17 protein-coding genes and 1 tRNA gene are annotated in these 23,093 nt (G+C 52.2%); 8 read left to right on the top strand and 10 right to left on the bottom strand.

Annotation, left to right across the window (positions count from 1 at the left end):
• Positions 1–2: 2 nt before the first annotated feature.
• Positions 3–1,142: a hypothetical protein gene (locus N7E73_RS12940; protein ID WP_432735237.1), complete on the bottom strand. Its 1,140-nt coding sequence runs from the start codon at positions 1,140–1,142 to the stop codon at positions 3–5.
• 755 nt (positions 1,143–1,897) lie between these two features.
• Between N7E73_RS12940 and N7E73_RS12935 the strand changes: the two genes are divergently transcribed.
• Positions 1,898–3,463, top strand: a complete 1,566-nt coding sequence (locus N7E73_RS12935) for a DEAD/DEAH box helicase (RefSeq protein ID WP_432735235.1) — start codon at positions 1,898–1,900, stop codon at positions 3,461–3,463.
• 411 nt (positions 3,464–3,874) lie between these two features.
• Here N7E73_RS12935 and N7E73_RS12930 read toward each other — a convergent pair whose 3' ends face one another.
• Positions 3,875–6,337: a cytochrome ubiquinol oxidase subunit I gene (locus tag N7E73_RS12930; protein ID WP_432735234.1), complete on the bottom strand. Its 2,463-nt coding sequence runs from the start codon at positions 6,335–6,337 to the stop codon at positions 3,875–3,877.
• A gap of 2 nt (positions 6,338–6,339) precedes the next feature.
• A complete protein-coding gene (locus tag N7E73_RS12925) occupies positions 6,340–7,380 on the bottom strand; it encodes a hypothetical protein (RefSeq protein WP_432735232.1) in 1,041 nt (346 codons plus the stop codon).
• 221 nt (positions 7,381–7,601) lie between these two features.
• Here N7E73_RS12925 and N7E73_RS12920 point away from each other — a divergent pair.
• The 3 genes from N7E73_RS12920 to N7E73_RS12910 all read left to right on the top strand — a co-directional run bounded on the left by N7E73_RS12920 (position 7,602) and on the right by N7E73_RS12910 (position 10,538).
• Positions 7,602–7,688, top strand: a tRNA-Leu gene (locus N7E73_RS12920).
• Positions 7,689–7,930: 242 nt separating this feature from the next.
• Positions 7,931–9,766 carry an SLC13 family permease gene (locus N7E73_RS12915; RefSeq protein WP_432735230.1) on the top strand — a complete coding sequence of 612 codons (1,836 nt, stop codon included), beginning with the start codon at positions 7,931–7,933 and terminating at the stop codon, positions 9,764–9,766.
• Positions 9,767–9,881: 115 nt separating this feature from the next.
• Positions 9,882–10,538, top strand: a complete 657-nt coding sequence (locus N7E73_RS12910) for a hypothetical protein (RefSeq protein WP_432735228.1) — start codon at positions 9,882–9,884, stop codon at positions 10,536–10,538.
• A 66-nt stretch (positions 10,539–10,604) separates the two neighbouring features.
• On the opposite strand, the gene N7E73_RS12905 is transcribed toward N7E73_RS12910, so the two are convergent.
• Both N7E73_RS12905 and N7E73_RS12900 read right to left on the bottom strand, forming a co-directional pair.
• Positions 10,605–11,480 (bottom strand): methylenetetrahydrofolate reductase, encoded by an 876-nt coding sequence (locus N7E73_RS12905; protein ID WP_432735226.1) that lies wholly within the window; start codon positions 11,478–11,480, stop codon positions 10,605–10,607.
• Positions 11,481–11,667: 187 nt separating this feature from the next.
• Positions 11,668–12,228 (bottom strand): DUF4136 domain-containing protein, encoded by a 561-nt coding sequence (locus tag N7E73_RS12900; RefSeq protein ID WP_432735224.1) that lies wholly within the window; start codon positions 12,226–12,228, stop codon positions 11,668–11,670.
• Between the two features lie 206 nt (positions 12,229–12,434).
• Between N7E73_RS12900 and N7E73_RS12895 the strand changes: the two genes are divergently transcribed.
• On the top strand, positions 12,435–12,785 hold the full coding sequence (locus N7E73_RS12895) for a pilus assembly protein PilZ (RefSeq protein ID WP_432735221.1): 351 nt from the start codon (positions 12,435–12,437) through the stop codon (positions 12,783–12,785).
• An 83-nt stretch (positions 12,786–12,868) separates the two neighbouring features.
• Entirely contained in the window at positions 12,869–13,864 is a 996-nt protein-coding gene (locus tag N7E73_RS12890; protein WP_432735218.1) for a glycosyltransferase family protein, read from the top strand.
• Positions 13,865–13,918: 54 nt separating this feature from the next.
• Here N7E73_RS12890 and N7E73_RS12885 read toward each other — a convergent pair whose 3' ends face one another.
• The 5 genes from N7E73_RS12885 to N7E73_RS12865 form a co-directional block, all read right to left on the bottom strand.
• Complete coding sequence (locus tag N7E73_RS12885; RefSeq protein ID WP_432735215.1) at positions 13,919–15,280, bottom strand: TrkH family potassium uptake protein; 1,362 nt, start codon at positions 15,278–15,280, stop codon at positions 13,919–13,921.
• A gap of 289 nt (positions 15,281–15,569) precedes the next feature.
• On the bottom strand, positions 15,570–16,745 hold the full coding sequence (gene metC / locus N7E73_RS12880; RefSeq protein ID WP_432735211.1) for a cystathionine beta-lyase: 1,176 nt from the start codon (positions 16,743–16,745) through the stop codon (positions 15,570–15,572).
• Between the two features lie 399 nt (positions 16,746–17,144).
• Positions 17,145–18,236 (bottom strand): 3-dehydroquinate synthase, encoded by a 1,092-nt coding sequence (gene aroB, locus N7E73_RS12875; protein WP_432735208.1) that lies wholly within the window; start codon positions 18,234–18,236, stop codon positions 17,145–17,147.
• The gene (locus N7E73_RS12870; protein ID WP_432735205.1) at positions 18,236–19,327 is read right to left on the bottom strand and encodes a bifunctional 3-deoxy-7-phosphoheptulonate synthase/chorismate mutase type II; all 1,092 of its coding nucleotides are present in this window, start codon (positions 19,325–19,327) and stop codon (positions 18,236–18,238) included. The genes aroB and N7E73_RS12870 overlap by 1 nt, the downstream gene beginning before the upstream one ends.
• Positions 19,328–19,762: 435 nt before the next feature.
• Positions 19,763–20,164 carry an Hpt domain-containing protein gene (locus N7E73_RS12865; protein ID WP_432735202.1) on the bottom strand — a complete coding sequence of 134 codons (402 nt, stop codon included), beginning with the start codon at positions 20,162–20,164 and terminating at the stop codon, positions 19,763–19,765.
• 257 nt (positions 20,165–20,421) lie between these two features.
• Here N7E73_RS12865 and N7E73_RS12860 point away from each other — a divergent pair, with 257 nt between their 5' ends.
• Both N7E73_RS12860 and N7E73_RS12855 read left to right on the top strand, forming a co-directional pair.
• The gene (locus N7E73_RS12860) at positions 20,422–22,350 is read left to right on the top strand and encodes an ATP-binding cassette domain-containing protein (protein WP_432735199.1); all 1,929 of its coding nucleotides are present in this window, start codon (positions 20,422–20,424) and stop codon (positions 22,348–22,350) included.
• A gap of 82 nt (positions 22,351–22,432) precedes the next feature.
• A complete protein-coding gene (locus N7E73_RS12855; RefSeq protein WP_432735196.1) occupies positions 22,433–23,089 on the top strand; it encodes a potassium channel family protein in 657 nt (218 codons plus the stop codon).
• The last annotated feature ends 4 nt before the right edge of the window (positions 23,090–23,093 follow it).

Genomic DNA, 23,093 nt, shown 5'->3' with positions numbered 1-23,093 from the left:
AGCTATCCCCTGTCCCGGCAAAGCGTATCCAGCCGGGCACTCTGATAATGAAAGGGCATGATCCCCCAACGCAGAAATCCCCTGCCCCAGCGGCGGCCGATGTAATCGATACGACACCACCACCTGCCGCCACGAGAAAAACGCCTGCGGACAGACTCCCGGAAAACTCCGGCCTCTTCCAGCCGCCCGAGGTCGATCAGCACACCCAGATATTCGGCCTGGTCGTAAATGTCCCAGCGGTAAAGATCCCGCCGGACTTCATTCACAAAACGACGGCAGAGCAGCCTGTCCCGATCCAGAAAATTATCATCAAGAAAACGGACCGCCCGTTCCATGCTTGTCCCGACCATTTTGGATAGTTCCGGGAGCAGTTCCAGCACCTTGAAAACATTCTTGATGATGAAGCAGGAATGAAAACAATCGATGAAATTGCCCGGCCTGTCATCAGCGTAGTAAAGCCAACTTCCGTCTTCCCGCTGTTCCCGGATCCCCCACTCAAGCAACCTGCGGCAACGCTCCACAGCATGTGCGCGATGTTCCGGGGCTCCATGCACGGCATGCAGTGCATAGGCAAGTGCGGCATATGACTGGGCATTGTTCACGACCCGCCCTTCCTCCTCCGATGAATACGAAAGGGCCAGCCGCCGTTCATCAGAAGCCATAATCCGCAGCGACTCCATGAACTTCCATGTTCCACTGAACATCTCCACGGACCGCTCAGCAACTGCCCCGTCACGGGCAAGCTCCAGTAATGCCTCCATCACGTAGGGAGTGTGGGTGATGTACGGAATCCTGTCGCTGTAAACGGCATGCTTGGAGTACCAGCGGAAAGGCAGCCCCCAGCCGCAACCGTTCTCAAGCACATTCATCTGCGCAAACCTGTCCAGAACGGCTTCACGCTGAACGGTAGACATCCGCTTTCCCTCCATCAGGGTATGCAGGGCCAGCACATGCGGGGAAAGGGTCTTCGGACAGCCGAGCACTTTACGGGTAGTCAGCGGGAAGATATAATCCATCAGGTAGCAGGCCACCAGCAGGGGACGGCTCAGAATCCGGCCGTTATTGTAATCCATCTTAAGCCTGCCGAAAAGCGGCGTGGCCCAGACGTCATAAGGATCGTAGGAAGTAATTTTTTCTAACATTCAGCTGTTCCTTCAGCAGGCAACACCGGATCACCACACGGACTGCCTGAATATTTCTCATCATATTTGCCGGTTAACAAACATTGATCCTAGCCCCTACACATCCGGCGGCACAACATAAAACTGCCGATCAGCCATCAAATACACTCGTGAAGAACCACCCGCCGCATGATTTTGCAAAGAAAACCCTTGACCAGAAACCGTTTCGAGGCTTATGGCTCGTGGCGTCCGTCCAAATCCGGTCGTTTTTGAGCTTTGACGCTCAAATATTTGAACCAAGGGCAGTGTACCTTAATCGTACTCCGTCCTTATGTGACGATTCCCCCTGAAACCTTATCGAGAATTCGGGACCAGTTATGCAGGCGAGCCTGCTGTTTCAGGGAAAGTACGATCTGCCTATTGCGTTTCCCGCCTTTTGTAGATCGCGATGACCGGACGGTCCCCGCAAACAATACCGGACATTAATTACGGTACGAAAAGCCCTCCACATATACGCGGGGTGGCTTTGATTTGTTGTCACCCCCGATATTCCGACAAGCCGGAATCATCCGCCGGACCGCCTAAAACACGCGTTCCGTTTGCTGTTACGTATTCATCATAGTGATTACAGCTTAAAAAGATTACATTGCCCGGCACTGCCGGATACGGGATAAAGCGCGACCCTGCTGAGAACAGGGGCGCGATTCTATGCTTTTTGCCCTTTTTCAATACAAATTTGTATCCACACATCCAAACAATAAAATAAGAAATACATCATGGAAAAATTCAGAAATCTCGGTCTGTCTGACGCTACCATCGAAGCACTTGAAAAAAAAGGCTTTGAGAACCCCACACCCATTCAGGAAGCAACCATTCCGCTTCTTCTGTCCGGCGAAAAGGACATTGTGGGCCAGGCACAGACCGGAACCGGCAAGACTGCAGCTTTCGGCCTGCCCATCATTGAAAACGTACGCGAGGGAGCCGGACACGTTCAGGCCATCGTCCTGACCCCCACCCGCGAACTGGCCCTGCAGGTTGCGGACGAAATCATTTCCTTCCGCGGAAACCGCCGCATTTTCGTAGCTACCGTCTACGGCGGACAGGCCATGCTGCCCCAGCTCAAGGCCCTCAAGCGCGGCGCAGACATCGTAGTAGGAACTCCCGGCCGTGTGCTCGACCACATCCGCCGTGGAACCCTTGACCTTTCCCGCGTAACCAACTTCGTTCTCGATGAAGCTGACGAAATGTGCAACATGGGCTTCCTCGACGATGTTTCCGACATCATGGAAAGTGCCGGTGACAACCACCGCACCCTGCTCTTCTCCGCCACCATGCCCCCGGAAGTAATGAACATCGCCAAGAAATTCATGGGCGATTACGATGTCATCTCCGTAAAACCTGAAAAGAACGAAACCCCGCTCACCGAACAGATTTTCCACGAAGTGAACGAGCGTGACCGCTTTGAAGCCCTCTGCCGCGTTGTTGACGCCCAGAGCGAATTCTACGGTCTTGTATTCTGCCGCACCCGCGCAGATGCCGATTACGTGGCCGGCCAACTCGGCGAACGCGGTTACCCCGCAGAACCCATCCACGGCGACCTCTCCCAGTCCCGCCGCGAAGACATCCTGCTGCGTTTCCGTAAACGCAAATGCAAGATTCTCGTGGCCACCGACGTTGCCGCACGCGGTATCGACGTGCCTGACCTGACACACGTGGTCAACTTCGCCCTGCCGCAGGACCCCCAGAGCTACGTGCACCGCGTGGGCCGTACCGGTCGTGCCGGTAAAAGCGGTGTTGCCGTAACCATCATCACCCCCCGCGAGTTCGGAAAACTGCGCTACATCACCAAGATCACCCAGATGCGTGTTGAAAAGCAGCCCCTGCCCACCATCGATGAAGTCATCGAGGTCAAGAAGTCCTGCATGGGCATTGAACTGAGCGAGATCGTCAACAGCGGCAACCATCTTTCCTACCTGCCGCTCGCCAGCGAACTGCTCGATAATGCCGAACCCGAAGAAGTCGTCGCCGCACTGCTCCAGCATTCACAGGGCAGCGTGCTCGACAAACGCAGCTACAAGGTCATCGACGAGTGTTCCAAGAACAACGCCCGCGGCCGTGTACGCCTGACCGCTTTCGTCGGCCGTGCACACGGAATGACCCCGCGCAAGCTAGTGGATATGATCTGCCGCCGCGCACGCATCAACCCCGTTCGCATCCAGCACGTGCAGATTCAGGGACGTCAGTCCACCTTCACCGTGCCCGCAGGTGATTACGATAACATCATGCGCTCTGTGAACACCCCAACCGCCAAGAACGAACGTCCGCTGCTTAAACGCGCTTAATTATGCCTCCGGCGGCCAAAGGGAAAACTTTTGCAAAAGTTTTCCCTTTGGAATCCCTTTCAAAACCTTTTATCAGGCTTCGCCCCTAGACTGGCAGAACGAATTGAAAGAAGGTTAACAAGGTTTCGCCGGACCAAGGCAGATTGTCATATAAATCAGGCCGTAATATCCGAAAAGGATATTACGGCCTGATCTTTTTTGGACTACCATTAAGATACCGAAATAGCCCTGACAACCGATTCAAATACCACAGCAAAAACTATGTGTATCCAGAATGCAGGAACTAACGTTCTAAAACCCCGGTCAAACGGACCCAAGCGGCGAAGCCATGTTAAAAGGTTTTGAAAGGATGGGGTCTGGGGAAGGAAAACTTTTGCAAAAGTTTTCCTTCCCCAGCCGCCGGAGGCATCACTATTCCAACCCCATGCCGGGATGGTGTGCCGGATAGCCCATATCATCCTCGTGACAGACGGTGCAGGTTCCCCCTGCCCCGACGGGTTTTGCTTCTTTCATGTACTGCAACGCACGCAGGTTATCACGCTCGTCGACAGCCGGGAACACGGCATGCGGCGCATTATGACAGGCCGCACACATCACCGCTCCCATTTCATCCTTACGGTTGCGGAAGAGACCTTCCTTGCGATCGGTCCAGACATTGAATGCCGAATCTGTATCCGGAGCACCGAACTCCACGTGGCAGGTCAGGCAGTCCGGCTGCTGAACCCACGGAGTCCGGGGATTGATTTCCTCAAGATCAAAATCAGCGGGCATAACCAGTGAAATCAGCTTTTCCGCTGCAGGCTTGCCGCCTTCGGCCTTGAGCAGCGCAAGGGCATGATTCTCCATGCTGCCGTGACAGTTGACGCACTCCATGCCGATATCGCGATGCAGCCCGCGCAGGCTCTCCTGCGGATGGCACATCATGCAGGCTCCGTTATCTTTGCCGGACAGATACACCGCATGGAAACCGTGCAATGCAGCCGAAAGGTCAAGCTGCATGTCACCATCATGGCAGGCAAGGCAATCAATGATTTCCCCGCCCTTGATACGCGATTTGAAATCGGTGTGGTTATCACGATCATGGACGGAAACGATGTCGGTAACGGTTTTGGAGGAAAGCCCTCCCTGACCGGGCCTGTCCCAGCCTCCGCCATGACAGTTGTTGCAGCCCGGACGGGTGGAGACAGGCAGGACAATCGTTGTCTCAGCCAGCAGCTGTCCTTCGCTGTCGTACGCCCTGACCTCAACCGGAGGAAGCGGCTGATAGCCGTCGATATTGTAAGGATAGACCTCAATGGCCGGAGACTGGAAAAATCCATCCGCGGCTTCAAGTTCATATTTTTCTTCAGATCCTTGCGGTGTGCAGATAATTTTCACGTCTTCGGTGACCACTTCAGGCGGATCGCCGCGCAGCAGAAGCTGAGCACGCACAACGCTGCCCTTGTCCGTGACCAGCATTTCCCGGTCCTTTTCTATGAGCAGCCGCAAGCCTTCGAGCGGCCAGGCCATCAGCACATACTTCTGTTCAGGCTCGAATTGTCCGGGGGCAACACCGTCCTGCGGAGGTTCAGGAAGTTCCGGATTTTCTCCCGGACTGAGGGATGCAATGTATTCGGCAAGAGCCAAACGTTCCGGGGCAATGCCGATAAACTCGGGCATGTATCTGTTGAGCCTGCCCATACCGGATATGAACGCATCCAATCCGGCTGCAGTATACTTGGCCGTGCGGGGAACAATATCATTCATGGGACCGTTTATGGAATGACACGGTGCGCACTGCATCTGGTAGAGCCATTCCCCGGCTTTCATGCGGTTTTTATCGGTAATTTCCCGCAGCTCCTGCGGAACCCATTTGGAATTCTGCAGAATCGACTTGCCGGCCAGTTCGCGGGCCTGCTTGACCGTGATATTGGTGGAGTAGACATCGTTCCAGACTACATAGGGCTTTCTGCCGGCTTCACGTGTGAATTCAAAGGAGCCGTAGAAAACAAGGGAAAGCAGCAGCAGAACCACCGCAGAAGTAAAATTGACCCTGCGGGGTACGCAGACGGACATGAACAGTCCTCCGGCAAGAATTACCGGAGCGGTATACAGGAACATTTTTATAAAAAAAGCTACGCGTTGCGACTTGTACATAACCTGCATGGCCTGCTCAGCCGGAATGGCTGCCAGATACCAGTAACCGAACGGTAGAACCAGAAGCAGACCGACCAGCGTCCAGAGCCCGCAGAAACGGACCATCAGGCAGCGGATATCCTCCCCCTTGAGCATGGCTGCAGTCACAAAGCCGAACAGACCGGCCAGCATTACGCAGAGAGCTGCACGGAAAAACAGGGCCGGCCAGAATGTGGGGTTGAATATGGCATCCCAAAAACTGCGGGTTTCCACCCAGTTGCCGGGAGTGAGCATGAAGGAGATAACCCCGTTGATGGTGAAAAGGGACAGCCATGCAAACAGGAAATAGAACCAGCCGATTTTGACATGGTCCTCACGTTTCATGCGGTCCCAGTAATAATAATAGATGAGCAGGGCCACAATTTCACCCACAAACCAGACCCACTCTGTTGCCCAGGCGAAGAGAAATTCACGGACAAGCACAATAGTCCCCTGCGGGCTGAGCAGAGCCATGGTGAACCAGAGGGCCACACCGGACCCGCCGCCGAATACCATGGTCAGGAGCAGGAAAAACTTGGAATGCTTCTTAACGTAATCAAGCAGTTCGGAAGATTCTGTCCGATAAGCCATTTTTTCGGCCACAACCAGAAAAAGGCCGCCGCCAACTGCAAACTGGGCCACGAAAACATGCAGGGTGGCAACCAGCGCAATCCAGAAACCGCCGCCGAAAGTTGTCAGATGCCAGATTGGATATTCCATCGTTAACTCCTTTCAGCCCTGAGCATGAGTCTGATCATGTAGAGGATGCAGCAACAGCCGACAGCAATGGCGCCGACAAACAGCATTAATGGCTGCCACTGGCCGGAGACCGGGGCGGTATCAAGTGTGAAATAAGGTGACAGGTACTGCTGCCGGACCAGATGGCGCATGGTGGCCATTACCGGCACAATTGTAACGGTCGAAAGAACGGCGACACGGACATTGCGGGTAAATCCGGAATGGAGCATCACCAATGTTGCCGCGAGGCCGACAGCAAGCAGAACGGTAGCCGTCATATTCTGCCCCATGAAGATCCGCATAACGTCCTTCGGAAGCGCGACAAGAAACCATAATCCCATGAAAATGTTGACCAGAGTTGAGCGGTAAAACCACTTCATGCCGCAGTCGATGAAACTTTGAGTCCCGTTCCGGTAACCGGTAACGGCCACCACCAGCCCGCCTACGGCAAAGGCTGAAATAACAAAATGCATGAACCTGGGAATAAGGACCGGATCTCCGAGATTGAGAATAAAACCGTTGGGATCGCTGAAATACTGCGGCCAGACCTCGGGGCGCAGCATGAGGGTCATCTTATTGGAAAGCATGAAACCGATGTAGGAGATCATGCTCAACACTGCCAGCATGATATACCTGCGCCCGGATGAACCAAGTTTTTCATAACGGTAATTATGGTAGTACAGCCCGTAATATCCACTGATGAGAGCCCCGATGACCGCCAGCCAGAAGACCGCCATAAGTATGGAAGACACATAACTGAACTGCCCGTACACCGCCTGCAGGAACAGCAGGGGAGGAACCCCGGCATTGATTGCAAGAGCCAGCAGTGTCGGCAGCTTGCGGGACAGGTTGCGCGAAATCTCGCTTCCCCCTGACAGGGAGTGAATAAAGACAATGGCTGTTCCGCCGAAAACGGCGTTCATCAGCAGCAGATGCACGGAAAATGTGATTATCGACAGCGTGACCGGCCACACCGGAGGGACAGATATGCCGATTGCTTCAGGTATCAGAGAAGACGGGTCCATTGAATTCCCCCATTTTTTTGCGGTTTGGGTCTATATAACAGTTGTGGACAACATCCACAATTAGAAAGCATTTCTGTATATATCGACACCTGTTCTCCCTTGATGCTGCCCCGGATAGCCCCGATCATTGCCGGATTCACCACCATGACCAGTTTATTTGAATTTTAACACAGAAAGTTCTTGCAAAAGCGTCTGCATATCCATATACAGATTCTCGCCGTGCCGAAGTGGTGGAATTGGTAGACACGCTAGGTTCAGGGTCTAGTGGGGGTTCCCCCGTGGAAGTTCGAGTCTTCTCTTCGGCACCATCCTGCAAGTTAAAAAGCCGCAGTCATTAAGATTGCGGCTTTTTTCTTTTTCTGCGGTTTGTCCGCGTCTCCATTCTACGCTCACCAATTCCCTGCACTACCCGGCAGTATCTGCGATATTCTAATCTCACGCTGGAACTATACTATTTTATTTGCACTCCTGCCGACGTAATATATGATGATACAAATAGTGAATTATCATAAAATTATCTTGATGGTCCCACCATCATGGAGTTCAGAAAATGGTCCTGCCATACCCTCCCAACGAACACGCCGTAGCGGTCCTTATCCTGACTGCCATTGCCCTTGTACTTTTCAGCAGGGAGAAAACTCCTCTTGAAACCTCCAGCTTACTTATTCTGCTGTCCCTGACCATCGGTTTTGAACTATTTCCTTTCGAAAAAGACGGAATAACTTTTCGAGCGGTTAATTTTTTTTATGGATTCGGCAACGAAGCATTAATCGCGGTTTGTGCCCTTATGGTTGCGGGACAGGGAATACTGAGGACCGGATCACTCGACCCGCTGGGTAGAATTCTTTCCAGAATTTGGAAGAACAATCCCTCTCTTTCTTTCCTTCTGACGCTGCTTCTCGGAGCTTTTGTCAGCGCATTTGTAAACAATGTGCCCGTAGTGGTTCTTCTGCTGCCTGTCCTCATAAGCGTGTCTCTCAAAACAAACAATACAGCATCATCCATACTGATGCCGATGGGGTTTTCAACGCTGCTTGGAGGAACAGCCACCACAATAGGAACATCCACGAACCTTCTTGTCGTAACCGTTGCTTCAGAGATGGGAGTACCGAGCTTCGGCATGTTCGACTTTGTAATGCCAGCCGCCATAGCCGGGGGAGTCGGAATAGCATACCTGTGGCTCATAGCTCCCAAGCTCATCACCAAAAGAAACATCTCACTGGAAGATTGTTCACCGCGAATCTTCACCGCCCATCTTGAAATCCCAGAAGGGAGTGTACTCGACGGACAACCGCTTTCCAAAGCTCTGGAGATGACTGAAGGCACAATGTCCGTGTCATCGCTCGAAAGAGGTGAAGGAAGACCTATCTACCTTGATCCTGGCGCAATCCTCCAGGCCGGAGACCATCTGGTCATCAGCGATACCCCGGACCGATTGAAAGAATTCGAAAAAATCCTGAAGGGAACCTTATACCCCGTAGGATCTTCCGATACTCCAGTGGACGAAGAACACGTACTCGAGGCAGGTGACCAGCAAATTGCAGAGCTAGTGGTTTTCCAGGGATCTCCACTTAACGGGACAACTCTGGACAACTACCGCTTCACAGAGCGTTTCGGGCTGATAACACTTGCCATACACCGTTACGGGATCAGGTTTCGCAGAATATTTGATAAATTGAGTAGTATAAGACTACAGGTGGGAGACATACTTCTGGTACAGGGGCCCAGAGATAAAATTTCAGAACTGAAAAAAAGCAACCAGGTGCTGGTCCTTGACTCAACCATGGACCTCCCTTATTCAAGCAAAGCCCCGCTGGCGATGGGGATCATGCTGGGAATCATTCTGGTTGCCGCATTCGGACTGCTTCCCATTGCGATCAGTGCCCCGTGTGGTGCTCTGCTCATGATCCTGACAGGATGCCAGACATGGCGCGATGCAACCCGAGCTCTGAGCGCACAGGTGATACTGATAGTGGTAACAAGTCTGGCACTTGGCACCGCAATGCTGATCACCGGTGCTGCCGATTATCTGGGAACACTCTTTGTCAGCTTGAGCGGACAGGCCTCCCCTTCATTCGTGATCAGCGGCCTCATCCTTCTCATGGCCCTGTTTACCAACATAATATCCAACAACGCCACAGCTGTAATTGGAACCCCCATAGCAATTTCGATCGCCAACCAACTTGGGCAACCGGCAGAACCATTTGTCCTTGCGGTGCTCTTCGGTGCCAACCTCAGCTTTGCAACACCCATGGCCTACAAAACAAACCTGCTGGTCATGAATGCCGGGGAGTACACTTTTGCAGAATTCATGAAGGTTGGAATTCCACTGGTCTTTCTGATGTGGGGAATACTCTCTTTCCTGCTACCAATTATCTATCTATAAGCGGAATTAATAATGCATTAGAGCAGCAAGCTGTGCTCAACCAGAGCTTTCTAATGGTAAAAAAAATTCCCCTCGTGTATAGTCACTCATAATCTAAAAAGAGGGAGATCTATCCATGAAAAAAAAACATACCCTGTTAACACTGGTTCTGGCCCTGTCCTGCCTGCTTATGCAGCTTACCCCGGCCCACGCTTTCAGCCTGAGTGATCTTTCATCCTCAGCTGAAACAGCCCAAAGCGCCGCAGAAGGAACAAGCCTGCTCAGCAGGGCTAAAAACGTATATTCCGGTTTTTCCGATTCCACCGAAAACCTTGTGGACGCCCAGACAGCGACCATGAGCCTGCTCAGCCCAAGTTCAGCGTCAGGACTTACCTCGGAACTGGGTTCGATTGAGTCCGAGTCCGGTTTCACCAGACTGGTAAAAATGGTGGCCTTCTCCGAGAGCATGGATTCCGCTACAACCGATTCTTCACTTTCCTCAAAGCTGACCGATATAATAACCGACCCGAGCAGTTTCGATAAAGCCAGGAAAGTATACGACCACGCTTCCACCGCCTACACTTCCGGCAACGAGTCCGTAACCGAGGCCAAAACCCTGTACAAGGAAATCAAGGAGTTCGTTGCATCTCCTTCGTCCAAGGGACTCAGCTCATCCCTGCTTTCCGGCCTGAGCGACTATTCGGACAAAATTCTGCCCTTCATTATCGAAAACGCCCCGGCAAGAGTTAAAACCGCTGCAAGCATTGCCGAATCCTTCAAAGGATTCCTTTAGAACGTGTTTAGGCCTCCGGCGGCTGGAGAAAAAAGTAAAAGTTTTCCACCAGCTGCCGGAGTTCTCCTAACAGAAATATCCATCCTGCCTGAGATTACCCACCAGCCGTTCGCACATGGAGGCCCTGTTCAGGGTGTAAATATGAACGCCCGGAGCGCCCTTATCAAGAAGCCCTGCAATCTGGCGGCGCGCAAATTCAAAACCGAATTCCATTACCGCCTCGTCTCCACCGTCGTTGAAGGCTTTTTCAACTCCACAATATAGATCGCCGGGAATTGCAGCTCCGCACAGAGACATAATCCTCCGCAGGGATGACAGGGATTGGATCGGCAATACTCCGGGAATAACCGGGGCCGCACAGCCAAGCTCTGCTAGACGGTCTACGTAATCAAAATACTGGCGGTTATCAAAAAACAGCTGGGTCATGGTGAAATCCGCGCCGCGTGAAATCTTGCCGCTATGCCAATTGAGGTCCTGTGCAATTGAAGGTGAATCCGGATGCCCGCCGGGATAACCGGCTACACCTATTCCGACATCCGAAAATCTGGAATCCACATATTCGACTAGATCAGAGGCATGGGCAAACCGGCTCTGAGCATTTCCGTCCGCAATACCGTCTCCACCCAGAGCAAGAATATCCGTGACCCCGCTTTCGGCGAGATTGCCGATAAATCTGTCGATGGAATCTTCGCTGGCCCCCACGCAGGTTAGGTGGGCAAGAATATCAATACCCAGATCCTTTTTAAGAACTCCGCATATTTCAAGGGAATTGTCATGCGAAGTACCCCCGGCCCCGTAGGTCACTGATGAGAATAGAGGACCAAGCTCCGCCAGCCGTCCGGCTTTTTCCATAAATGCCGGCCAGGTTGCCTTGTCTTTAGGCGGGAAAAATTCAAACGAAAAAAATTGACCGGACTTTTTAATATTTCTTGCCACTTGCATAATCTGATTCTCCAATTTCTTCTTTCATAGGCTAATACAACACAATTTACTTATATAAAAATATTGTTATATAGTGATCGAAAACTGCCAAAGCAATTCTGAAAAGTCAAGATATTTTGAGTTCAGCCAAAAAAGAAAGCCCCCGGATCAACTCCGGGGGCTCGAAAAAACTTATATGCCCAGCCGGTCACTGGCAGTCGTTCACATTGAATTTTGCGCGATACTGTCCATCAGCAGCAGGGAACTTCTCCAATGCGCCCTTGACCAGACACTTACCGACCACACCGACTCCTTCAAAGTCCACGCTGGATGCTGTACCCTTCCAGAGATAAGTCTTATCCGCAGTCAGCAGGTAAACCCGGACAGTGTTGTCCTGTCTGGTTGCATCCGGGGCCTGATTTACCCCTATTTCAGAATAGCTTTTGCTTATGAAATCGTACTCAACAGCATCTCTCCTGTAGGTAACGCCTCGTTCAACAAAAGCTTTTGAACCGAAACCGACCATGACCAGAAAGTCAGGGTTATCAGCATCGAATACGAAACCCTTGGATTGCAGTTCCAGCTTTGCGGAATTGAGCAGTACGGCTTCAAGATCCTTGCGTGTCTCACTGCGCTTCTTGAAGCCGAAGGTCTTAAGTTTGCTGAAGTCTACTCCCGGTGAGGGCTTATTCTCCACATTCATGTCAACATACACACACCCCGAAAGCAGCATTCCGACCAGGGTAAAAACCGCAAATAACTTCTTCACTGCAAACTCCTGACTGTATTTGTACGGCTAACCGAAACGAACGCCGATTCGACTGCCCTTTTACTATTACCTATATTCTAATTACTTAACCCGTTTAGCATCTTTAGCCAAGAATTAAAAAGGCTGCAGCGGCTCAAATCCCAAAAAATAATTCACTTGACCAAGTGTTCCGAATACTTTTTGCTTCGCGAAAGCAGGAGGGGTTTATGAACACATTATACGACAGACGTTCCATAAATCGCATTAAACTTTCTGGAATGGACGGTATTTTCAGGCAGTGTGACGTTTCGGCCTCATCAAAAAAAGGAGAGCTGGACATTACCATTGTCGATATTTCCCAAAGAGGGATGGGACTCAGCATAAACAGCAGCGATGACTGCAACAAAATCGACCTGCAGGATGAAATCTTCATCCGCGGCTGCATCTTCAACGACAATATCGGATTCCTCAGCAGTCAGAAGGCCGTCACCGTATGGAAAGACGAATCCCTGTGCGGAGTCGAATTCAAACCGCAGCTTGAATTCAGCGAGACCGACCTTCTGGAAATGCTGAAGTAATCTCAATCTTCCGAACGCCCGCCTCTTCAATATCCACAATTACCTCCTTTTAAACAGCGGGATAAATTGTTATCTTCTTTGGCGTGAGCAACGAAACAGCAAAAACAATCGCATGGGTGGGCAATACCTTCTTCCGTACCGGAATGGATGAACTGGGATACCGGACAGTCCATATCCCCATCCGCGGACAGCTGGTTTTCACATGGGACGACATCCTCAGGGCAACCGGGGAGGAACCGTTCGCCGTGGTCTATGCGGACAGGTCCATCGCTCCTCCGCTGGCCGGGGTTGAAGCGTATCCCTGCCTCACGGTCTTTCACTGCATCGATACCCACATCCACAGCTGGTACCCGCTCTATGCTCAGGGATTCGACATCTGTCTGGTCAGCCTGAAGGACCACCTTGACCGCTTCACACCTAGACTCAAGGAATCCCGTCTGCTCTGGTTTCCGCCGATTGTCATGGATAACGATGTTCCTGTTGAAATGGAAAAGGAATGGGATCTGCTCTTCGTAGGAAAGGTCGACCCGGAACTGACCCCGGCCCGCATGAAATTTCTGGGCGAAGTGGCCAGACTGGTACCCGGACTGCATGTGACTCAGGGAGAATACCGCAAACTGTTCCCCAGAGCGAAGGTTGTCCTTAACATCGCGGAACGCGGCGACCTGAATTTCCGGGTATTTGAAGCTCTGGCCTGCGGTTCCTGCCTGCTGACACCCAAAATAGAACAGGGACTCTTCGATCTTTTTGAAGAAGGGGTGCATCTGGTCAGCTACGAACCGGACAATGCCGAAGACCTGATGCTAAAGCTGAATATGCTGCTTGCAGATGACGAACTTCGTGAACGCATCGCCCGTCAGGGCAACGAGCTGATAGAAAACTCCCACCGCATCATCCACCGGGCTACAACCCTTCACAACACCATAACCGAAATGAATGTGGAAGCAGCAATCGCCAACCGACTGAAAGCCGCCCCGCTCCTGCGGCGCAACTTCCTCAAATCCATCTACCTGCACTGGGCCGAACAGGTCGCCCTGCCGGAACTCCAGAAGAAATACCTACAAGCCGCACGCGGTTGAACCGAATATTCAAAAACATGCTACGGCGACCCTGAAATAATATCACGCCCGGAACTATCCCAGCGGAAGATCGTCTTCTGGAACCCTGTAACGCGGTTCGCTCTGCCAGCTGTTGATGGCGGTGAGCAGCCAGACCGGTCCAAGCCTGCCCACAAACATCAGCGTGATAATGATAGCCTTGCCCGGAGAACTCAGCCCCGGAGTAACACCCGTGGAAAGTCCCACGGTGGCAAATGCCGAAACAGCCTCAAAAGTCAATTCTATAAAGTTTCCACGAGCCTCGGTATGCGGCAGGTAGTTCCCCTCGGTTATACCCAGCAGCACAATTGCCGAGCCCAGAATGACACTGGCAAGGGTCAGAAGGGTCAGAGCCCGGTTGACGCTTTCCTCGGTAAGGGCATACCAGCCCACCCTGATCTGGGAATGACCCTTGATCTTGGATACAATAAACCCGAGCCAGGCCCTGAAAGTAGTGGTCTTCAATCCGCCCGCACAGGACCCGGGCGACCCGCCGATAAGCATCAGCCCGATCATGATCAGCAGTGAAAGGTTCGTCATCCCTGAAATATCAGCTGAGTTGAATCCCGCGGTACGGCAGGTCACGGACTGAAACAGAGCCGTCAGCTCATTGATGCCGGTCCCGTGGCCGGTGCGGGCCTTGATATTCTCGGTAAAAAATAAGGCCATACCGCCGGCAACAACCAGAAACAGCGATGTCTCCAGCACTATGCGGGTATGCCACGTCAGGGAGTGGGCCGAAAGACCGCTTGTGTGTCCCGAAAAAAGATTACGGAATTTTTGCCACAACTCGGTCATTACATAAAATCCAAGCCCACCCATTATGATCAGGGCCATGAAAACGGCATTGATCCCCAGATGATCCTTCCAGCCGGTCAGGCTGTCCGAATAAAGAGAGAACCCGGCGTTACAGAATGCCGAAATGGAATGGAAGACCGCGGAATACGGATAAAATCCCACCGGGTCCATACGGTTCAGCAGGATAGCGCCTACCCCCTCTATGGAAAGAACCGCAGCCAGCACGCCGACAATGAACCTGCCGATATTAAAGGAAGGGTCATGAATCAAAGTCTGGCTGACGGCAATGCGATCAGCGGCACTGACCTTTTTACCCAGCAGATATATGACCAGACTGGCATAAGTCATGATTCCGAGGCCGCCAAGCTGGATAAGGCCCAGAATGACCGACTGGCCGGTCCGGCTGAAGAAGGAACCGGTATCCACAACAGCCAGCCCGGTAACACATACCGCAGAGGTGGCTGTAAAGATCGCATCAAGTAAAGATAATTCCCTGCCCGGATGGCAGACATCAAGTGTCAGGATCAGACCGCCCGCAATAATGGTCGCCAGAAAGGCGTAAATGGGCATCCAGAAAGGTGAAGAAGCTTTCGATTTCATAAGCGTTGTTTACGCTTGAGTGCGGACTATGGCAAGTCTGCAAGACTCATCCGGTTGAGATATGAGTATGCCGCCGGCGATCCTGCGGAGCTGATTTTGATGCACTACTCGCTTTTGAGAACCTGGTTCCGCCTCAGGCGGTCAAAGGGTCGCTGATCCTTTGAATCCATATTCCTTTTAACGGATTAAATGGCAAAACAAACCGATAAGATGAGCTGAAGGCTTTTCCTCTACTCAAAAAAAAGGTTGGGCAAAATGCCCAACCCAATACGCCTGATTCCATCCAGACTCAGGAAGCGACATATTCAGCCAGCCTATTCAATCCCTGTTCCAGATCAGCCTTCAGATCTTCGGAATCTTCAAGCCCTATATTCAAGCGGAAAATGGTCTTGCCCTCGTATCCGAAGGAGTTGGTACGTTTGAACCTGCCGCCGGTGAGAAGACTCTTGTAACCGCCCCAGCTGTAGCCCAGCCCGAATAAATTGAGTGAATCAACAAATACAGAGTGATCCAGTTCTTCGAACTCATCCTTAAGGGTAAAGGCAAAAAGACCGCTGGAACCTTTGAAATCCCGCTTCCAAAGTTCATGCTGAGGATGGTTTTCAAGAGCCGGGTGAATTACGGATTCAACCATTTCGTGTGATGAAAGCCATCTGGCAATCTCAAGGGCGGACTGCTCATGCTGCCTGAGTCGCACTTTCAGAGTCCTCAGCCCGCGCAGGGCCTGATAGCAGTCTTCCTGAGAGGCAAAAGCTTCAAAAAGCCTGCAGCACTTGTTGAACGGTGCCCAATATTTTTCATTGACCGACACGGTTCCAAGCAGAATATCGGAATGTCCGGTAATATACTTGGTTGCGGACTGGATGGAAACGTCCACCCCCAGCTCGAACGGGTTCAGATACAACGGAGTGGCCCAGGTATTGTCGATGACGCTTACAACACCTTTTTCACGGCAGACCGCAGTAATTGCCGGGATGTCCTGAATTTCGAAAGTATTGGACCCCGGAGATTCCATGAACACCAGCCGGGTATTATCCCGGATATGGTTCCTGATGTCGGCCCCGGAAGCAGAAGGCAGGAACTCCGTTTCGACCCCGTACTTGGAGAGAAATTCGTCGCAGAAACGACGGGTCGGGCCGTAGACATTGTCGCAGATCAGAATATGGTCGCCCTGCTCAGTATAAGCCATAAGCACCATGGCTATGGCCGCAATTCCTGACTGGAAAGCCCTGCATCCGTGTGCACCCTCCAGTTCGGCCATGGCAGTCTCAAAAGCCTTCTGGGCGGCCATACCGCATGTTCCGTACTCAATGCCCTCAAACTGCCCATGATTGGCCTTGAGCATGTCCGCATACGAATCGAACAACACTGTGGATGCCCGATGCAACGGAGGATTTATGGTTCTTATGGGAAGCTCGGACTCATCCCTGCCAGCATTGATAAGCCTGGTAGATATATTTTGCATCACAACTCCTTGTTAATTACGCACTGAATATAAACAGGAAAATCGAATATACAACCGCTCACCACTGATTAACCAGGATATTTTACATGGCCGTCCGCCAGAGGTGCTGCGGGGCTGATTTTGACGATTTTATTTCATCGCCGGCGGCAGACCTTGGTGAAAAGGTCAGGATTAGGGGTAACACAAGAACCCACCCAACAAAAAAGTCGTAACATCTTAAAGACATTACGACTTTTCTAATATATTCAACCGTCTCCCAAAAAACATAATTTCATGGGAATATTTTATAGACAATCACCGACACTAATCGGGATTCCAAAGGGCCGCGGGTCCTTTGGCCGCCGGAGGCAAATCAGATCATCAGAAGCGCAAAGCGCATCCAAATCTTCCTCCGAAAGCTTACTTTACTATCCCGGCAAGTTCAGCCTCAATGTGCTGCAGCGGGAAATCCTCGCACACCACAGCGTTTCCGAGTCTGTCGAGTCCTACGATGACGACCGCTCCCTGCTTGACCTTCTTGTCACGCTTCATGAGTTCCATGATTTCGGACGGATTTATGTCAAGCAGACCTGTGGCCAGCCCCAGCCTGTCCATTACCGCTTCGTGCAGGGCAAGGTCTTCGTCGGAGAGCATTCCGGCTCTGTTGCAGGCCCGTGATACGATACGCATACCGTAGGCCACGCATTCACCGTGGGAGAGTTCATACCCGGCAAAGGTTTCAATGGCGTGGCCGACAGTATGTCCGTAATTGAGAATACGGCGCACGCCGCCTTCCTTCTCGTCGCGGGAAACGACATCAGCCTTGATCTCGCAGCAGCGGGCAACTACTCTGGACATGACCTCGCGATCAAGCGCGCGGACCCTGTCGGCATTTTCATTGAGGAATTCGACAAACCCGTGGTCACAGATGAAGCCGTGCTTGACCACTTCCCCGAGGCCGCTGAGTATCTCGCGTTCCGGCAGGGTATCAAGCGCCGAAATGTCGGAATAGACGCGCTTGGGCTGGTAGAACATACCGCAGTAGTTCTTGCCGCCCTTGATGTTCACTGCAACCTTTCCGCCAACCGAGGAGTCAACCTGAGAAAGCAGGGTTGTGGGAACCTGCACGAAATTGATGCCGCGCATATAGCTCCCGGCAACGTAGCCGGAAAGGTCTCCGACCACCCCGCCGCCGAGGGCAACAACCACATCCTGACGGGTGATCCCTGCTTCAAGCATTGCTTCAAGCAGGGAACCGAACATTTCAAGTGACTTGCTGTTTTCACCGGCCGGAACAGTAAGCAGCAGCGGGTCGATACCTTCAAGCGCGAGCATTTCGACCAGATCAAGACCGAAAAGCTCACGGGTATTCTCATCGCAGATAACTACCGGGGTGCGTCCGAATTTCCGATCACGAAGATCGGCGACAACGTCATCCATGATGCCGTAATCGACGGTTATTTCGTAGGAATTATCGAATTCCCCACGCAGTTCAACGTTGACTACGGGCATTATTTTTCCCCGGCCAGTACGCATTCCTGCTGACGCAGGGATTCTTCGTGGATGTACTGGAAGATACGCAGCATGAAATGCTCATCCATACCGCGGGCAACGCCTTCACGGGTGCGTTTCTCAACAGTTTTCTTCCACTGTGCGGGCTGCAGCAGGCCAATGCCGCGCTCACATTTCATTTTACCGATTTGACGGCCGATAGCCATGCGCTCAGCAAGCATCTCAACGAGGATGTCATCGATTTCATCCAGACGGGCACGCTTGCTTTCAACCATGTGAACAAATTCCTGATCTTCCACAGCCGAATGCTTGGGCTCAAGCTTGGACAGAACCTTGCCGAGGTCTTCGGGGGTGAACTGCTGCTTGCTGTCGCTCAAGGCAACGTCCGGATTGATGTGGGACTCGATCATCAGTCCGTCAAACATCAGGTCGAGAGCCTTCTGAGCCACGGCAGGGATCAGTTCACGCTTGCCGCAAAGGTGGCTGGGGTCGCAGATGATGGGCAGGCCTTCACAACGGCGGCGCAGTTCAATGAAAATTTTCCAGTTGGGAGCGTTGCGATATTCGCTGGGGCGGGCGGAGGAGAAACCGCGATGGATGGCACCGAGTTTCTTGACACCGGCCTTGTTCATACGCTCAAGGGCGCCGATCCAGAGTTCAACATCGGGGTTGATGGGGTTTTTGACCAGAACGGGTATATCGGTTCCCTGCAGGGCATCTGCCAGCGCCTGTACGGCAAAGGGGTTAACTGTGGTTCTGGCACCGACCCAGATCATATCCACGCCGTACTTGAGGCAGAGCTCGACATGCTCGGGGTTGGCAGTTTCACAGGAGATGGGCAGACCGGTAACTTCCTTGGCTTCGACCAGCCACTTCAAGCCTTCTTCGCCCATACCTTCAAAACAGTTGGGGCGGGTACGCGGTTTCCAGATTCCTGCACGCAGCACATGCACACCCTTGTCCGCGATGCCTTTTGCTGTCTCAAGAAGCTGTTCGCGAGACTCGGCACTGCACGGTCCGGCAATAATCAGAGGTCCGTCGTTGTTGAAACCCCATGAATCCAAACCGGTGATATCAAGTTGAACGCTCATAAATCTGACCTCCATAAATTTTAAAGTTAAGGGAAAGTCCGGGCCTGATTAATTGAGAAGCGGAAAAACTGCAAAGATGGAACCTGAACATATCAGACTATGCAGACATTAGCAGGAAAAAATCGGCCGGAATGAAAAAGATGTGCGCCGGCCCTGAAAAGGCCCGGACATGGATCATCAAAACAGATTGTAAATGAATGCAAGACGTGAAACCTGCCGAGGAGGCAGGTTCCGGCATAAGGATTTCTGCATGAGCCTGACGGAATCAGAACGCATTTCCTGAGGCTGCCGGAGATGTCTTAACTGCCCATAGCACCAGAACGCGCCAAGGTAAACACTCAATCACCATTTTCCAAATATTTAATCTGATCTTAACAAAAAAAGCCCTGCACCTAAACGGCACAGGGCTGACAGATACTCTTCGACAATTGAAGATCAGGATTCCCCGGACAGGGCTCGCTGAACTGAAATTTCAAGCATGGTTTTCTGCAAACGGATGCTTTTTTCGTTGCTTCTCACCACGTCTTCGGTAAGGGCACGGAGCTTGTCCACGGATTCAAGGGAAGCGGTGATTATCAGCTCCGTGGGAATCAAGCCCTCTGAACGGATCATTTCGAGCACGTTTTCAAGCTTGTGGGAAAGTTCTTCAATGCGGTAAAGCTTAAGCAGGTTGGAACCAGCCTTGACCGAATGGGCATCCCGGAAGATAGAGTTTATCAGCTCCGCAGGGCATTCACCGGAACAGTTTTCCAGCTCAAGAAGACCGGCCTCGATATTATCGAGCCGTTCCAATGTCTCCTCCTGGAAGATGTCAAGCAATCTGTCGCCTGTGCTCATCTACAGCCTACCCTGATTCATTAACTGATTTATCCGGCCCTCATAACCCGGACAACGCCTTAACTGCCCTACCTGCAGATTTTCGTCAACCGATTGCAACATATTCCTGCCTGCTTATCCGGCCCCTCCTGAAAGCTTCCCTTTTCGGCGACAAAATTCTACACTGCCGCCCTCTTTGCTGGAATACTATATGATATGGTTATACATGTCTTCAATAATATAATGCTTTTTTTCAAATATTGAGCGGAGTTGTCCAAATGGCTTTAATGAGTGTAAATGATGTTTCCATGTCTTTCGGCGGCCCCATGCTGCTGGACGGAGTCTCTTTTCAGGTTGAGGAAGGACAGCGAATCTGTATTGTCGGGCGTAACGGGGAAGGTAAATCCACCCTGCTGCGCCTGATGAGCGGAGACCTTGTACCTGACGCAGGTACCATTTCCTGCCAGAAGGGAGTAACCGTTGCCAGACTTTCGCAAAAGGTTCCGGAAATTATGAGCGGGACCATTTTCGAAGTCGTTGCCGGAGGACTTGGAGAACTCGGTCAGGCTCTGACGAGCTATCACCGTGCCAGCCTTGAAGTGGCGGACGGCGGCGATGTATCCAGACTCTCCGCAGTTGAAGAAATGATGGAAAAACACGGTGGATGGGAAGCCCTGACCACCATCGAAATGGTCATATCCAGACTGTCGCTCAATGCGGAAATGCGCTTTGAAACACTTTCCGGCGGACTCAAAAGGCGTGCACTGCTGGCCCGTGCACTTGCCAGCAACCCCGATGTACTGCTGCTAGACGAACCTACCAACCACCTAGACATCGACTCCATCGCTTGGCTGGAAGATTTCATACTCAAGCACATCAAAACCCTGATATTCATCACCCACGACCGCATGTTCCTGCGCAGAATCGCCACCCGCATAATCGAACTGGACCGCGGCAATCTTGCCGACTGGTCCTGCGACTACGACACCTTTCTCAAACGCAAGGAAGACCTGCTTGCAGCAGAGGAAAAAAACTGGTCCGAGTTCGACAAAAAACTGGCCCGTGAGGAAGTCTGGATAAGACAGGGCATAAAGGCCCGCCGCACAAGGAACGAAGGCCGCGTGCGCGCTCTCAAGCAATTGCGCGAGGATCGCAAGCTCCGCCGGGAACGCACCGGCAAGGCCAGCATAGAAATACAGGAAGCAGCACGTTCCGGCAAAGTGGTGGCCGAGACCGTCAATGCATCCTATTCATGGGGTGATGCACCGGTTTTCAAGGATCTCTCCACAACCATTATCCGCGGCGACCGCGTGGGCATAATCGGCCCCAACGGAGCAGGCAAGACAACCCTGATACAGGTGCTGCTGGGCAACCTGCTGCCTGACAGCGGAACGGTCAAACTGGGCACCAAACTTGAAATATGCTATTTCGATCAGCACCGCGAACAGCTTGACCCGGATAAATCAGTGCGCGACAGTGTAGCGGACGGCAACGACACCGTCACCATAAACGGTCGCAACAAGCACGTCATGGGTTATCTCAAGGATTTCCTGTTCTCCCCGGACCGGGCCAACTCCCCGGTCAGCGTCCTTTCGGGCGGGGAGCGCAACAGGCTGCTGCTTGCAAGACTGTTCACCCGCCCCTCGAACCTGCTGGTGATGGACGAACCCACCAACGACCTTGACGCCGAAACACTGGAACTGCTTGAGGACCGGATCATGGAATATCCCGGTACGGTAATCATCGTAAGCCACGACCGTGCTTTCCTGAACAACGTTGTTACCGGAACCCTCGCCTTTGAAGGCAACTCGGTGGTACAGGAGTATGTAGGCGGTTACGACGACTGGGTTCGCCAGCGTCCGCAACTGGAAGCTGAAGCCAGGCCCAAAGCGGCAAAACCGAAAGCCCAGAAATCGCCGGACAGCCGTCCTGAAAAACTCAGCTACAAGGAACAGCGCGAATTCGAAGCCCTTGAAACGGAAATTCTGGAACTGCCGATCAGGATCGAAGAGCTTGAAACCGCCATTGAGGAAATCCAGATGCAGATGTCCGACCCGGATTTTTACAAGAAGTCCGGTGAAGAAATGGCCGCAGCACAATCAAAGCTGGAATCCCTTGAAGCAGAGCATGAAACGACCTTTGAGCGCTGGGAAGAAGTGGAAGAAAAACTTGCCGTGTACCGGGAACGCACCGGAAAGCAGGCATAGTCGGCGCATATAATCCCGGAAAACCGCCCGCACAGAATACACAGGGCGTGTACAGGCGTTCGAAAGATAAAGGAGAAAGCAGATGGCTGAAAAAATTGAAGTGGGAGTTATAGGCCTTGGCAAATTCGGCCTTGAGCTGGCCCTTACCCTGCGTAAACTAGGCCACAACGTGACCGGTATTGATACCAGCGAAGAGCGGGTAAAGTCAGCCAAACCTTATATGTCGCAGGTTTTTCAGGCGGACGGAACCGACCAGCAGGCACTGGAACAGCTCAGCTTTCAGGACTTCAGCTACGTGGTGGTCTCCACCGGAGACTCCATGGAGGCCAGCATTCTGGTCGTGCTCAACCTTCAGGAAATCGGTGTAAACAAGATCTGGGTCAAGGCCATCAGCGAGGCGCACAAGAAAGTACTCAGCAAAATGGGAGTTGATTTCGTGGTCTTCCCAGAACATTTCGCTGCCAAGCAGCTTGCCCACAAACTCGCGACCCCCGGAATGATCGAGTACCTGTCCATGGGGCAGGATATTCTGATCAAGGAACGCGAGGTTGCGGAGTGGGCCGGAAAAACACTTATCGACCTGAACCTGACCAACAACTACCACGTACAGGTCATTGCCATCAGGAAAAACGGGGCGGAAGAACTGGACTTCGTACCCAAAGCCAATCAGGTTCTGGAAGCCAGCGATGTGCTGATCATGATCGGGCAACGGGAAAACCTAATGAAATTACCGGAATAAACCC

Origin of the sequence: Maridesulfovibrio sp. FT414 (genome assembly GCF_050916235.1) — a bacterium.
GTDB lineage: Bacteria > Desulfobacterota > Desulfovibrionia > Desulfovibrionales > Desulfovibrionaceae > Maridesulfovibrio.
The sequence above is the reverse complement of the archived record's forward strand: the minus strand, read 5'-3'. Positions and strand labels throughout refer to the sequence as shown.